The following is a 14,933-nucleotide window of genomic DNA, read 5'->3' on the forward strand; positions in this document are numbered from 1 at the left end:
TGCTCACATGACCTGCGCGGCGACCGATCGCTGGGGTGATGGGTCGGTCAGGATCACCTTTCAGAAAGCTCAGCGGAAGCCGAACGCGTTCTTTCGACCCGGCTGCCATTGACGAACACTTCATCGCCCACGGCCTCGATCAGGATCTCGCCGTAGCGACTCTCCCAGACGTAGCGCAACACACCGGCGGTGGCCAGGGGCAGATCGTCGCTGCGTTCTTGGATCCGCAGCAGCACTTCCTGGAGCACGGGAGCATTCATGCAGGGATCTCGTAGGGTGCAGGCATAGGCTGTTCAGAACCAGCGCCAGACGCGGCGCAGCCATTCCGAACGGCGCTGGAAGCGGGGTTGGTAAAGCTGACGGAATTCATGGTGCATGGGCTTCTCCTTGTTAGTACTGTAATTTTATCCAGTCTTTCTGGCAAGCCCTGATTTTTGAACTGAAGGACGGTTTGTCAGCCCAGGGATTCGTGCGTCCCGGCTGGCGCCGTCGGGCTGCCCGGGCGTTGCCCCGAGCCAGGCGGAGCCCGTCTCGGCCGTTCGGCGGGAATCCCTGACGCCTCCGGCAAGCCTGTGCTGCCTGCGCGCTGTGCTTGCCCTGGTACGCGTGAGGTGCGTGGGTGGGGGCGTCTTGCTGTTCCCTTCACCGTAGCACGCCGTTCTCGGCGTCAAGGTCGGCGCGCCCTGCCCTGCGGTGGTGCGCTGGCGTCCTGCGGCCGTCTTCGAACCTTGACCCCTGCGCTGCGCCGTGCAGGTGCCGGTCTCGGGCAATCCCGCCCGATTCACGGAGCCGGCCATGGCACACGATCTCTTCTCCTTCGATCCTTCCGTTCTTCTGGTTCGCGACACCGCGGGCGAATACCGCCCGGCGCAGACCGACGAGGTGCTGCAGGCGGCGCAACGCATCCTGCGACAACAACTGGGCGAGCGGGCACTGTTCGACTCACCGCAGGCGGTGCGGGAGTTCCTGAAGGTGAAGCTGGGTGTGCTGGAGCACGAGGTGTTCGCGGTCCTGATGCTGGATTCGCAGAACCGACTGATCGAGTACGTGGAACTCTTCCGGGGCACGGTGAGCCAGACCTCGGTCTATCCACGGGAGGTGGTCAAGGAGTGCCTGGCCCGCAATGCGGCCGCCCTGGTTCTGGTGCACAACCACCCCTCGGGGGTGGCCGAGCCGTCCCGGGCCGATGAGCACCTGACACAGACGCTCAAGTCGGCTTTGTCGCTGGTGGACGTGCGGGTGCTGGACCACATGATCGTGGCGGGCGACCAGGTCCTTTCGATGGCCGAATGTGGACGGCTGTGAACCCCGGGGGCGCAGCCCCCCTTTTTTGCTCCGCCGAGGCATCGGAGTGACCTGAGGAGTCCCTCCAGGGGTCGAGCAGCGCCCCATCCCGCCGCGCTGGTTTGGCGCCCAGGAGTGCCGCCGAGCAGGCAATGCTTGACCTGCAAGACGCCGAAGCCACAGTGCATTGGTCCAGTGGTTTCTGCGCAGATCGATCGGCACGTGCCTCGATGTGGGTCTCCAAGACGAACCCGGTTTCGCGCGTGGTTTTCGTCTATAGGGTCTGAAGTGCGGCGATTGTTGCCTTTCGAAAGGCGCTGCCGAACTGACGCTGAAGACCTGCGACCCCTCACTACCTTTCATAGAGTCACGCTGAGCGATTAGCCAGATAACTGTATATTTGCACAGTGACTTTCTCCATCTACACCACCGCCTCAAGGTGCAGTGAACATCCGCTCGCTATGCCTGTGGCCGCGTGCGTCCGGCTTTTCCAGCGCACCAGCCTACCGAACGTAGAAGCCGGGAATCAAGTTCTGGCGTTTGCGTTCGCAAATCTGTTACAAACGGTGAGCGCGAATAGCGGGGAGTACACAAAAGAATCCATGGACACTATCCATGACAAAGCGCCGCGGGAGACAGCCGGGCGCACCACGGTTACGCGATTCCGAATGCAGTTCCAGGCTGCCGCCTACGCGGCGCTTGAGATTCTGAGCGGCAAAGAGGTCGACCGTGTCTACTGCGACTATCACGATGACTTCGTCGTGCGCCGAACCGTTGCTGGCGTCGTCGAGTACCACTTCTTCCAGGTCAAGACCAAGGGCAAGGCCAATCAGCAATGGGACGTGGCCGAGGTCTTCTCGCTTAAGAAGAAGGGCGCGCTCGACACTGAAGAGAAGCTGGAAGCGATTCGAAAGAGCATCGCCGGCAAGCTCTTTGTGCACACCGTCGAGTTCGGCGAGCAATGCCGCAGAATCACGGTACTCAGCAATGTGCACTTCGATGACGACGTTCACGAAGTCGTTGCAGACCTAGCCGCAGGGTCATCCAGCAAGAAGTACATCAGCCAGTTCATCAGCAAGTTTGCTGACATAGTTTCTCCTGGCAAGCCAATGTTGCCAGAGGAAGTCGAGGCAGCTCGGAAGAAGTTGTCGCTGCTGGCGAACGTTCAGCATATCGGCGACACGCTCGAGGCCTTTGCCATGGCCGCGCACAAAGCAATCTGGCAGCACAGCGAAATCGAGCTCCACCAGCACGAGGTCGAACGCATTGCCAACAGCTTGGTAGCGCTCGTCGAGGAAAAGTCCTGTGCTCCGATCAACGGCCTATCCAAGTCCGGTATCGACACGGTGGCCAGTGTCGGCCTAGAGGACCTGCTCAAGGTCCTTAGCATCTCCACGCAGGTGTATCAGACCCTTTTGGCAGGGGGTGACCCTGGAGCCATCAAGTCCGCATCCATCCTTCAGCGGAAGCTGAAAGAGGTCGGCGCCACCGACTCGATGATTGAGGCAGCTTCACGCGCCAAGGTTTCCTGGGATGTCTGGGTGCGGAGCGCGCGGCATGGATCTCCCGACTTCACCTTCAACGTGCTGCTCGAAGAAATTGATAGCAAGTGCAAGCTTTGGCTACTTGCCGGCGGTGCAATCTCAGACCTTGAGAATTTCGTCCAAGGCGTTCTGGACTCGCCCATAGGCAACAAATTCCCGGCATTGAATACCGACCTTGTATTCGGAGCGTTCTGCGCCTCGGTCGTTAGAAGGTTGACGCGATGAGCGCAGCCGATTTCTTCAGTGAGGCAAAGCGGCTCAACCTGAAGCTGCAGATATCCGGAGATGGGCCGTCCCCGGCGCACACGCTCGACAACGAGGCGCTGTTTCAGCTGCCCCTACTTGCCATGACCATCTTGGCATTATCGAAGGGGCTATCCAAGCCCGAGCTACCAGAGATTGGTCAGCTGGTGGGCGAGTGCTTGGAGCGTACTGTCGCTGGGTTCAAAGGTTCGTCGCAGGATATTGGATGGTCCGGCAACCTTCGCATCAGGACGATCAAGGCACTCACGTTCCTAGAGTCGACCGGGCAGGTCACCATTGACAGAGCGACGCGCCGAGTCTCGGCGACCGACCTCGGTAAGAAGGTCTACAACGACGCCATAAACGGCGAAAGCCTCTTGGCTGTCTCCATGAAAACAATTGAGCTCAGCTATCAGTACATTAGAGATGAAGCGCGAGTCAGGGGGGAAGTAAATTGAGGCTGAAGTCGCTGCAAATCGAACCTCTGGGCCAAGCGGGTTGGGAAAGCTCGTTGCTGGAGTTTGGTCACCGGACCACAATGTTGTTCGCTCCAAACGGAAGCGGGAAGTCGCCGGTCATCCGCGCTCTCGCGTCGGCACTCGGTTTTCCAAATAAGTTTCGGAACGACATCCTTGAGAAATGCAAGGCAGTTGTTCTGCATGCAGAGTCTGAAGGTAAGCCGCTGACGATCCGCCGGGTAATCGGGGCGACGAACAACGAGTTCTACGCGACGATTGATTTCGATGGCGAGCAGACGGAGCATCATGCGGAGGGTTCCTTCTCCATTGAGCTGTTCAGACTGCTTGGGCTCAAGCCTCCACGGCTTGTCTCGAATAAGGGAGGGGAAGCACAGCCTTACATCTCCACGCTGCTGCCAGTTTTCTACTTGATTCAGGGTTATGGATATTCCGCCGCATATCGGTCGCCCAACCCGTTCATTGAAGACCAGTTCGCGGAGATGGTCCGCTTCGCCTTTGGCCTGAATCCCAAGCACTCCTACGAGGTCAAGAAAAGCCTTATCGAGGAGAAGAGCGCCCTCGAAGCACAAACGCGCAAGATCGTGGGGGCGCAGCGGGTGCTGGAGTATCAAAGCCGCGGAGTTGACGCCAGCGACGCCAACCAAGAGGTGTTGCAGCGGACTGTGGACGACTTGACCCGGCAGATCGACGCGCTTCGTGCATCTGTCGATGCCAAAGGTACTGCCAGTTCTACGCTCTCGGAGATTCTGCGCCAGAAGGATTTCCAGATCAGGGCCAAACAGGTGGAGCTCTTCGACTTGCAGAACCGTATTGCAGGCATCGAGACCATCCGAGCTGAGATAGATGGCGAGGTCAAGACGCTTGGCCTGAACGAAGAGGCCCGGCGAGTCTTCACCTCGTTTCAGGAAATCTGTCGCGTGCCGAATTGCGGGCTATTCCTGGGCAGCACCGAGTCGTATGGGAAAAACCTTCTGTACCTCAAGGATCAAATCAAAGACCTCGAGCGCAACAGCATTCGCGCCGAGATTCGCGTCGAACAGCTGCAAGAGCGTCTAGGCGAGCTGGGCGCAGAGCGTCAGACACTTGTCGACAGCCTCGACTCGCCTACCACTTCTGGTGTCGATCAGCTGGTGACAGCTGTTAAGGGACTCACCAAGCAGCTTGTCGACGTGCAATCTGAACTTGGCCGTATATCTGCGCTAAAGAACGAGCGCTCGAAGCTGTTTGAGCTGGAGAAGGAACGGGACCGAATTCAGGACCGCATCGACGCACTATCCAACACGGGCAGAGCCGACAACGACTTCAAGAGGTTACGGTTGACCCTGCGCGAACTCACCGTCAAGTGGATGCAGACGCTGGTGACGCAGAACGTGTCGACGAACGTCGATATAGATTTGAACCTTCGGTTCACGTTCGGTGGCGAAACGATAGAGACCATAGGCAGCGGCGGCACTAGCAGCACGACGATTCGTCTGGTCTTAGCCATACATGCAGCCTTGTTTGAGGCGTACCTATCAGATAAGTCGCGCCCGTTCCGCATCCTAATCCTCGACACCCCGAAGCAAGAAGAACTCCATACCGCCGACCTGGCGCAGTACCTTAGGGAGCTGGAGAAAATGTGCGAAGCGAACAATGCTCAGCTCGTGTTCTCGTCCACCGAGTACGACCATCCGACTGGACCGAAGGACAAGCGTTGGCTTCCTGAATATCATGGCCCGGACAAGCCGATGTACCTTGGACGGCGCGAGGATTTATTGGCCGATGGCCTATTGACGAATCGGTAAGAGCCAGGTCTTGTTGGCAGTAAACAGTCGTTCTGAGTAGCCACAGAACATCTGACGGTCTGCAGCAGCGCGTGCAACTCTTCGTTGGTGGACGCAGCCGCCTCGATGAAGGTGGGTGCGCCATTGGCGCCGCACCGCTACACCCCTTCCAGCACCAGGCAGCGCATGGACTTACGTAAGATTGATGAGTTTTGCTCGCTATGAGTACGATGCGCGAATACAGAACGGAGGCAGGGGAATGGTCACAGAAGCGGATTTCGCTGCGGCAACGCGCCTGCGCCTGCCGACAAGATATGCCTTCCAGAACCGGGACGGCGTAATCGACGCCTCATGCATCGGGCGTGCGAGCGCGGTTTATCCGGCCACCGTCGTTGCCCATCGATCCAGAGGCCCGAATTTCAAACGCCTCAAGGCGACCACTGAAGACGGCGCTGTCTACGCCATCGATTTGATGGTCAATGGATTTGACTTCACCGATCTGGCTCCTGCCGGGGTGCTACGCGGGACTGATGGTGAGGTTATAGACGGAATACTTGAAATCGCGGAAGCGCGCTTCCGGGAAGTCGAAGACAGCTTGGCTGAAGGCAACCGGCTGAGGGCTGAGGCCCATGCATCATGGCGAGGCGGGATCAACTACGTCTCCGAGCTTGTTGCAGTTGAGGGGCACGCCGCTAGGCCTGGCTTGCGCGCACCTCAAATCGGCGCGCTCCACGCGATAGCGGCGCACTGGAGTTTGAGCAAAGACCCGGCCATCATTGTGATGCCCACAGGGACGGGGAAGACGGAGGTCATGCTGGCCATCACCGTCGAATCGCGCGGTGATCGCATCTTGGTCATAGTGCCCACAGACGCGCTGCGGCAGCAGACTGCAGATAAGTTCAGGGAGTACGGGCTCCTGAGGAAATTGGGCATCGTCACTGACGTGCTCAATCCGGTCGTGGGCGTACTGACAGGAAAGCCCACCGCGGCCCAGTTCGACGCGCTGCGAAGCTGCAACATTGTGGTGACCACGATGGCCTCCATCAGCCGAGGCGACGAGAATGAGCAAAAAGCGTTTGCAGCACTCTTCAGTGAAGTCTTCTTCGATGAGGCGCACCATGCGCAAGCGACAACCTGGAACAGGTTCTCAAGTTATTGCGCTCATGCTCGAATGCTGTTGTTCACCGCTACGCCATTCCGGGAAGACGGCAAGGCGTTGAACGGGAAGATCATCTACAACTACCCACTTCAGCTTGCCCAAGAGAACGAGTTCTTCAAGCCGATCCAGTTCCTTCAAGTCTTTGAGCCGGACAGCTCTGTGGCCGATCTGCGGATCGCCGAGAAAGCCGTAGAGAGACTGAGGGCCGATCTGGCAAGCGGCTTAGACCACATGCTGCTGGCGAGAGCCAACACGATTGGTCAAGCTAAGGACCTGTTTGACAACATCTACAGCGCAGTGTTTCCGGACCTGAACCCGGTCCTCGTCCACAGCTACACGAAGGGTCGCGAACAGATTCTTCGGAATATCCGAAGCGGTGAGCACAGGATCGTGATCTGCGTGGACATGTTCGGCGAAGGATTTGACTTGCCGCAACTCAAAGTGGCCGCGCTGCACTCCGTCCACAAGAGCCTGGGCATCACGCTGCAGTTTATTGGTCGCTTCGCTCGTGCGGCCGACAATGTCGGGGACGCAAGTTTCGTAGCAAATACTGCTGAAGACGGCGTGCCTGAAGCCCTTGAAAGCCTCTATCAAGAAGATGCTGATTGGAACAACCTGCTGTCGGACTTGAGTTATGACGCAATCGACCCGCAGGCGAGGCTGTCGGAGCTTGTGGAAAACCTTCAACCACTGGAGGAAGTTGCGACAGAACTGGAGATATCTACGCTCACGATGAACCCGAAGCTGAGCACGGAGGTGTTTCGCGTCACGGACTTCGACCACACCGGGTATGCAAATGCATTTCGACCGAGCCAGGTCATTTATCAACCGATCTTCAGTCAGCAAGACAAGATGCTGGTCTTCATTGTCAATCAGAAAGACAAGGTTGACTGGACAGACTCCCGTGACATCGTCATCGATACCTGGGACCTTTTTATCGCCTTCTATGACGAGGAAAAAGGCCTTCTCTTTATTAACAGTTCCCGCAAGTATTTCGCGTGGAAGCTGGCTCAAAGTCTCTCGACTGACCCGCAACCGGTTCGCGATGAGGAGGTGTTCAGGGCTTTCAGCAATCTGCGCCGAATGACGCTGCACAGCGTGGGTTTGACGGGCTTGAGCCGGAATGTCAGATACCAGATGTTTGCTGGCCTCGATGTCCGTGACGCTATCGATCCCGTGCTGCAGCAGGACAAGATGAAGTCGAACGTCATGGGCGTAGGCTACGAAGACGGAAAGAGGGTGAGCATTGGGTGCTCACGTAAAGGAAAAATCTGGTCCCTTCAGACGGACTCTCTGGCCGGTTGGAGAGATTGGTGCCGAGACCTGGGGGTCAAGCTCTCAAACGAGAACATCGAGCCCAACGACTTCCTCAAGTACACCCTCGTTCCTGAGTTGCGTAAAGGCGGCGTGCTTCCCGATGAGCACGCGATGATGATCGACTGGCCCGATCAGCTCTTCGAGTCGGCGAGTTTCAAGATCACGGTTGTGCACGGAGAAAACAAATACAGTTTTCATGAGTGTCAGCTAGATCTTGTCGAGTGGACCCCGGCAGGTAACGAGTTCACGTTCAAGCTGAAGGCTGGCAGTGAAGTCGAGACTGTGTTCAAGATGACGCTAGTCCCCGAAGGAGAAGCTCAGGGACTGTTCTATTCGATTGTGCGGGTCGAAGGACCTGATGTCAGCATCGAGGCCTTCAATAAGACTGATCTGGCGGTTGACTTCTTCACGACCAACCCACCTCTCGTACGACTTGCAGATGGCTCGCAACTCTCGGGCGAAATACTGCTGAAACCGCGTGAAGAACTAGCGGAGGTTTATGACCAAGAGCTGATCGCTCCGCTGGCGTGGGGCGACACGCTCCAAAATCAGGAAAGCCGATGGAAAGATGGCGCGCTGCGCCCCCGCTCGATTCAGCAAAAATTTATCGAGCACCTGGAGCAAGGGCCTTCGGCGTTCATCATTGATGACGACGATGCCGGGGAAAGCGCGGACATCGTAGCTATTGAAGATGGGGAGCAGACCATCACTGTGACTTTATGGCACTGCAAGTATTCCTCTGGAGCCGCGCCTGGAAACCGCGTGAAAGACCTCTACGAGGTCTGCGGCCAAGCGCAAAAATCGACCAAGTGGACATGGAATTTTCCTAACTTGGTTGCTCATCTCACAGAGCGTGAGACCAAGCATCGCGCGGGTCGCCCGACGCGCTTTGTTCGCGGAAGTCTGGACAGGCTCGTTGTGCTGAGAAAGGCGTCGCGACGCAAGTACGTTGTCTTTCGCGTCGGTATTGTTCAACCGGGGCTGTCCAAGGCGGGCATCGAGAATGACCACCTTGCCATTCTTGGCTCTACGAGCCTCTTTCTCCGCACCGTCACAAACCATCCTCTAGTAGTGATATCAAGCTGATGGGGCAGTCGCTGCCGGGCGCTTGCAAGCTGAGATCGATCGCGACCATGGTCTTTGGGCTGGTCAGCGAATGGAATGCGATGCAGCGGACGTTCACCGTGGTAAGCCTGGACTTCCGCTATCAGCCTTCATCTGACCTTCGAACATCGGATGGCAGCAGTGCAGCAATATCCGAAGTTCATCAGTAGATAGTCAAATAGGAGCACTTCTTGGCCAAATCTCTTATTCGGGTAATGCTCTCCAGCAGATGCTTGGACGCCTTCCCAACCGGCAGCAAGACGACATTGACCGACCTGCGCAAGGAGCTGAAAGCCGAGATCGAGTCCACCCAAGTGCTGGGCCGAAAGCTGTTCGAGGTCTGGATCAACGAAGACGCCCCGCCGGCCGAAGGCACGCAGGATAGCTGGGATACCTGCCTGCAGGCCGTGCGCGATTGCGACGTGCTCATTGTGTTGTCCAATGGCAATGCGGGCTGGGCCGCTGGCGACCAGGACATCGGCATCTGCCACGCCGAATACATGGAGGGCCTTCGTTCGGCCCAGGCCAAGGTGCGCCTGGTGGCATTGCCAGCAGTGGCCGACGCTAAAGGCGCAGCAATCGAGCGCAACCGGCGCTTCCAGGACTATCTCTCGCGACAGACCGCCTTCCGAGGCGGCGAAGTGAAAACCGTTGCGGAGGCAAAGAAGCGCGTGTTCGAGGCGCTCTCGGATGCCGTGATCTCGCTAGCGCAACGGGGCGTGCAGGCCGGCGCATCGACCCGCTTCGATGTCGGCGCGGCGCTGGACTGGACCCGGCTCGACTTCCGTCAGCGAAAGATGGCCATGGAATCGACGCTCAAGACGGCCCTGGGTGGGCTGAAGGGCGCCAGAGCGATGGACGGCGGTGTGGTGGTCAACTTGGATGGCAAGGATGTAGCGGTGGTGGTTCACGCGATTCCGGCCTCGTTCAGCGTGGCCGCCGCGCGCGAGTTGGTGGGACGACCCTTTCTAGAGGATCACCAGCGCATCGACTTGCTGGCTTCGGCGCACGGGCCACTGCATCTGATTGCCTGTCACCGAGGCGCGACGGAAACTCAGGCCACGTCGCTATTGGGATTCCCGGACGCGACGGTGGTGAGCGGCCCCTTTGGGGTTTTCGTGGCCGATGACGTGCAGAAGGTGCAATTTGCCTTCTTGGCCAACTGCCGAGATGACTCACAGACGCGGCACGCCAGTCAACGGTTCTTTGAATGGTTGCAACAGACGGGTGAGGCAGTGCTGGTGGCGCGCCGGGCGGTGTCTCGCGCCCGGATCGTCAAGGTGGTGGCGAAGGAAATGAACGCCTGAGGGGACTGAACATGAATGAAAAGGATCTGCTGCTGGGCCCCGTGTTGTCGTTCCGCGGCATCGGCAAAGGCGATGTCTGGAGGGTGAGCGCGCTGGTGGGCCTGAAGGTGAGCGCGGCCGTGCCGGCGCTGGAGGTGGATGGCAAAGCGTGTCCCGCACCGAAGGAGTTGTTGGCCATCCACGGCGAACGCTACATGCGCTACGACCTCTCCTGCAAGGTGTTGAAGAACGAGCGCACGGTGAGTTACGGCATTCCAGGCGGGCTGACGTGGAACATGACAGTGCCGGGCAAGGACTTTTCGCCGCGCATGGCCTATGTGTCGTGCAACGGGTTTTCCGACCCGGCTGTGATGCGAAAGCTCATCCGCACGTCGGACGCGGTATGGGAAGACCTACTCTACAGCCACGACCGTGCGCTGCGCAGGAAGCAAGGGTCAGGCGAAGTTAAGCTGCTGGACAAGGAGCAGCTATGGCACGAAAAGCGCATCCACGACAAGGGGCTGCAACGCTTTCATTTAATGCTCATGGGGGGCGACCAGATCTACTTTGATTCGATCTGGGAAGACATCAAGACACTGCGGCAGTGGGTGGCTTTGCCTCGGCAGGCGCAGTTGGAGTTCAAGGTCACCAAGGCGCTCGAGCGCGAGATCGAGGCCTATTACTTCGGGCTGTACAAGCAACGCTGGCTGCCCACTGAGAGAAGGCCTTGGTCGTCGCCTACGGCCACGCTTGACGCGAGTGCAGCGATGGCATCCATCCCTACGGTGATGATGTGGGACGACCACGACATCTTCGACGGCTGGGGTTCGTATAGCTGCGAGATGCAGAACAGCCCGCTCTTTCAAACGCTGTTCCGGCAAGCCCGACGCGCCTTCTGGGTGTTTCAGATGCAGCATGCATTAACCGACTTACCCGAGTTGGAAGACACGACTCCGACAGGTTTTTCTCGCCAGGACCCACTGCTCAAGCCCATCACATGGAGCCAGGTTCTCGCCAAGGATGGGCTGGCGCTACCCCTGCTGGACGGCCAGCCCGGCTTCACGTCGGCCTATGCCATTGGGCCGGTGGCCATCGTGGCGGCCGACTTGCGCACCGAGCGCTCGCGGGCGCAGGTGATGGGCTCGGACACCTGGAGCCAGATCAAGAAATGGACCGGCAACCTGGAATCCGGCACGGGCGCACAACCTAAGAGCGCCTGCCAGCACTTACTGTTCTTGTCCTCGGTGCCCGTGGTGCATCCCAAGCTGCCCCTGGCCGAGTCGCTGATGGACAAGTTCGGGCAAGACCACGTTACGGACAGCAATGCCGACGACTTGAAGGATCACTGGTCCCACGACGACCACGAAGGTGAGCGCAAGCGCCTTCTGGAAGTGTTTTCTCACTTGGCGCGCGACAAGAAGATCCGTGTGTCTCTTGTGTCGGGCGACGTGCACGTCGCGGCCTGGGGTACGGCCTACCGGAAAGACTTGCCCGCTTCAGAAACCTGGTCGCAGATCCATCAGTTCACCTCGTCGGCTGTAGTTCACCCTTCGCTCATGGGCGTGATGGAACGGCTGTTCCTATCCTGGATGAACAGCAATGCAAAGCAACCTCAAAACATCGACGTGCAGTACGTGGCGGAGGTGATGCCGTTCCCCGGGCACGACAAGCACATCATGGCAGCGCGTAACTGGCTGGCCCTGGAGTTGGACCTGGGCTCAGCCGAGGGGTGCAAGCTGTGGGCCACCTGGCGATGCGAAACTGAAACCAGCTTTTCGAATCACTTGCTCGCAGTCGCACCCATTGCATGAATCTCGAGTTGAATCTGCAAGAGAAGTACACCACAGGCACAAAGGATACTTGCGATCCAGCTGCACACGTGTGGCATCCGCGAAGCCCGTGGCGGAGGTGTTGCGGTGCGCCTCGCACCCCGACCTGTCGTTCGCCAGGGAGTTGCAACCACTAAACGAAAACGAGCGTCGTCGAGGCCGGCTCTGCGGCGACTCCTGACACGCCGTTCAGCCGGGTGGCTGTCCCGCTCGCTGTTATAGATTCGAGGGTCGATGGGGCTCGCTTCGAGGTTCAGGATGCAGCAAGTCTTGTGTTGCTCGGATCAAGGCTGACGGCAACGCTGAGAACCCATTCACGCCAAACATCAAAGTCCTCACTGACCTTGCCGGATACGTCTCGAAGCCCATCCAAGTGCGCCACATAGCTCAGGAGCAGCTGTGACGACTGCCAGTTCTGTGCCTCACGCAGCAGCGCATCTCGCCGGGCTTTCTCCGCAGCATCTCTCCTCTGAACCTCTTCCCTGACCCTTTGCTCCTCTGCCCGGCGGCGAGCCGCCTCTTCTTGTACCTCACGCTGCTTCCCCCATCTGGCCACAGCTTCCAGAGAGCCACGGTGACGGACTTCGGCAGCAGAAAGAATCTCGGGCCACCTGGTCTCCAAAGACGTCGCGGACGTGTCATTCAAGATTGTCTCGCCAAGGCCCATCTGCTCAATGCCAAGGCAAAGGCGTCCTGTCGGACCCAACGTTTTCACGTATTCCTTTTCACGCGAGTACGAGTTGATCCTGTCGAAACGGGTACCAGCGTCAAGTTTCTCGGTCAACCTGATGCTGATGTGTGCCTCGCCTCGCTTCGCGATCAAGCGCTCCATTTGATCGGCGAACGTGAGCTGAAAGCCGAATTTTTCGAGCTCTGCGACCAGCGAGCTCAACAAGCGCAATGCTCGCTTATAGGTCATGAGCGAAACCCGGATCGCGGTCTTTCTATGGGTCGCCGCAAGAATCTGACCACGGTCACAGAAGTGTTTCCAGCTATAGAAGGGCGGTGCGGCACCTCGATACTGTCGCCCTGGATGGGCCTCTTCCCATTCGTGCTTCGCTTTTCTCTGAAATGCTTCCGCTGCCTCTTTTTCGTATTTGGGAAGCAATGCCCGGATCAGAGGATGAAGTGCCAACGGCTGCATCGCATCAGATCGCTCAGGTGATGGCAGCGGCATTTCACTTCGATCTGATTTTGGATTTTGATCAAACGATGTCTGCCTGGAACGTCGCGCTCCCTTCCGATGCCGACGCTCAACAACCTCGTCCTCGGCGGCAGCGGCGACGGGAGGAAGAGAAGGTCTGGGGACATTGTGGCCAGCAGCAAGCCTGGCCCAGTGGCCTCTCGCTGGTATCGGAATGCCCAGTTTCACACACACCTGTCGAAGCCCCGGGCCTGACAGGCCGTAGCGTCTGCTGAGATGAATCATGGGGACAGACCAAACCTCGGTGTAGAGCTGTTCCCGTTCTGGTATCGAACTCATCGCGCGCTCCAAAGGGTTCCATGCTTTCGCCAGCGTCGAACTTCATGATGCCATGTGCTTCCACCTGTCGAGTTTTCGCCGGGACTCCGGGAACCGGGAACGGCAGAATGTCAGCACCCACCCTGTCACGAGCTCTGCTGCTCCGTATATGCGACGAAACGCTGCAGTGGGCCATAGCCTTATGAAGATGGGAGTGTTTGTCACGGGCGTCAAGCCAGCTACGCTGGAGCACGCCTGGCTGGGTTGAAGACGCGACGCATCCGAACGAGGATCGAGCGCTGTTCCGGTCACCCCGCTTTGACGCGGGGTTTCGGAGAGCGAGTGCACGTCGTCAACCCATTTCCCAGTTCCATGAATCACCAAGGCATCAGTGAAATTTCCTTTGAAGAAACCTACGGCGTGCCACCGGAGCAGACGGCTCGGGCGCTGTTCTCCAGGCTCCCGCATGGGAGCGACTATGCGCAGAGGCTGATCGAATGCCTGGCAACCGGATATCTGGTCGCAGTCGTCGAATCCATCTGTATCCGCGAGATGCATCGATACGTGGATGCCGACTCGGAGGTCGTGGTGGGCCGGACGATCGAACTGGAGCACAAGGGGCCGATCCCACCCGGATCAACCCTGAAGCTGCGGGGATGGGTTGAACGCCTGGGGCAGCGAAGCGCGAAATTCTTCGTTCAGGCATCCGACGACCACGAGATGGTCTGCGAAGGCTCCGTCATTCTGGTGGTGGCTCCACGAGCGCCGATGGAGTCGCGCATTGCCGTGAAAGTCGATGCGCTCACGACGAAATCAGACGGAGACATGGTTGACAGCGCCCTCGGCTGGCGTGCTCCGCCTGAGTTGCCCCGTCGCCAGGAATCGCAGATTTCCTGAACGCACTCCGCCCAATCGGAGCATCTGGGCAGTGGGGGCTGGCTTGCTGTTGCACCCAGCGTGCCACACCGTTCTCGCCGTCAAGGTCGGCGCGCAACTGCGCTGCGCTGGCGGCCTGGGCGGCCGTCTTCGAACCTTGACCGCTGCGCTGCGCCGTGACCCGGAGGCTGCGGGCAATCCCGCCCGGCATTCCTTTGGAGTTCACCATGAACGCACTCATCACCGACGAGCAGCGCGTGCTGCTGCTGTCCAACGGCCGCGAATCGTTGCAGAACCCTGACTCCGACCCGGCACCCGTGGTCAAGCTGTTCACACCCGACGCCGGCGCGACCTGGCTGCTGACCGAAATCGACCCGGAGGACCATGACCATGCATTCGGTCTGTGCGACCTGGGCCTGGGGGCGCCAGAGCTTGGCTGGGTCAGTCTGCAGGAGCTGGCCACCGTGCGCGGTCGGCTCGGGTTACCGGTTGAGCGCGATCTGCACTTTCGCGCCGAAAAGCGCCTGAGCGCCTACGCGCGGGACGCACGGCTGGCTGGGCGCATCATCGTCTGACCAACCACCAGG

General features: G+C 58.9%; 11 protein-coding genes. 9 read left to right on the top strand and 2 right to left on the bottom strand.

What is annotated here, in order from left to right; genetic code table 11:
* Positions 1-53: 53 nt before the first annotated feature.
* Positions 54-260, bottom strand: coding sequence for a hypothetical protein (locus tag L0977_RS03265; protein WP_234263270.1), 207 nt, complete (start codon positions 258-260; stop codon positions 54-56).
* 535 nt (positions 261-795) lie between these two features.
* Here L0977_RS03265 and radC point away from each other — a divergent pair.
* The 7 genes from radC (at position 796) to L0977_RS03300 (ending at position 11,990) form a co-directional block, all read left to right on the top strand.
* Positions 796-1,305 carry a RadC family protein gene (gene radC / locus L0977_RS03270; protein ID WP_234263271.1) on the top strand — a complete coding sequence of 170 codons (510 nt, stop codon included), beginning with the start codon at positions 796-798 and terminating at the stop codon, positions 1,303-1,305.
* 581 nt (positions 1,306-1,886) lie between these two features.
* The gene (locus L0977_RS03275) at positions 1,887-3,053 is read left to right on the top strand and encodes a dsDNA nuclease domain-containing protein (protein ID WP_234263272.1); all 1,167 of its coding nucleotides are present in this window, start codon (positions 1,887-1,889) and stop codon (positions 3,051-3,053) included.
* On the top strand, positions 3,050-3,529 hold the full coding sequence (locus tag L0977_RS03280) for a hypothetical protein (protein ID WP_234263273.1): 480 nt from the start codon (positions 3,050-3,052) through the stop codon (positions 3,527-3,529). The genes L0977_RS03275 and L0977_RS03280 overlap by 4 nt, the downstream gene beginning before the upstream one ends.
* Positions 3,526-5,334, top strand: coding sequence for a hypothetical protein (locus tag L0977_RS03285; RefSeq protein ID WP_234263274.1), 1,809 nt, complete (start codon positions 3,526-3,528; stop codon positions 5,332-5,334). The genes L0977_RS03280 and L0977_RS03285 overlap by 4 nt, the downstream gene beginning before the upstream one ends.
* 184 nt (positions 5,335-5,518) lie before the next feature.
* Positions 5,519-8,875, top strand: coding sequence for a DEAD/DEAH box helicase (locus tag L0977_RS03290; protein WP_234263275.1), 3,357 nt, complete (start codon positions 5,519-5,521; stop codon positions 8,873-8,875).
* A gap of 209 nt (positions 8,876-9,084) precedes the next feature.
* The gene (locus tag L0977_RS03295; RefSeq protein WP_234263276.1) at positions 9,085-10,200 is read left to right on the top strand and encodes a DUF4062 domain-containing protein; all 1,116 of its coding nucleotides are present in this window, start codon (positions 9,085-9,087) and stop codon (positions 10,198-10,200) included.
* A gap of 11 nt (positions 10,201-10,211) precedes the next feature.
* Complete coding sequence (locus L0977_RS03300; RefSeq protein ID WP_234263277.1) at positions 10,212-11,990, top strand: alkaline phosphatase family protein; 1,779 nt, start codon at positions 10,212-10,214, stop codon at positions 11,988-11,990.
* Between the two features lie 271 nt (positions 11,991-12,261).
* Here the strand turns inward: L0977_RS03300 and L0977_RS03305 are convergent, their stop codons facing one another.
* Entirely contained in the window at positions 12,262-13,152 is an 891-nt protein-coding gene (locus L0977_RS03305; RefSeq protein ID WP_234263278.1) for a hypothetical protein, read from the bottom strand.
* Positions 13,153-13,812: 660 nt separating this feature from the next.
* Here L0977_RS03305 and L0977_RS03310 point away from each other — a divergent pair.
* Both L0977_RS03310 and L0977_RS03315 read left to right on the top strand, forming a co-directional pair.
* Positions 13,813-14,367 carry a thioesterase family protein gene (locus tag L0977_RS03310; RefSeq protein WP_234263279.1) on the top strand — a complete coding sequence of 185 codons (555 nt, stop codon included), beginning with the start codon at positions 13,813-13,815 and terminating at the stop codon, positions 14,365-14,367.
* Between the two features lie 206 nt (positions 14,368-14,573).
* Positions 14,574-14,921: a DUF2958 domain-containing protein gene (locus L0977_RS03315; protein WP_234263280.1), complete on the top strand. Its 348-nt coding sequence runs from the start codon at positions 14,574-14,576 to the stop codon at positions 14,919-14,921.
* Positions 14,922-14,933: the final 12 nt, after the last annotated feature.

It is taken from the genome of Hydrogenophaga sp. NFH-34, from assembly GCF_021401345.1.
Lineage (GTDB): Bacteria > Pseudomonadota > Gammaproteobacteria > Burkholderiales > Burkholderiaceae_C > Hydrogenophaga > Hydrogenophaga electricum.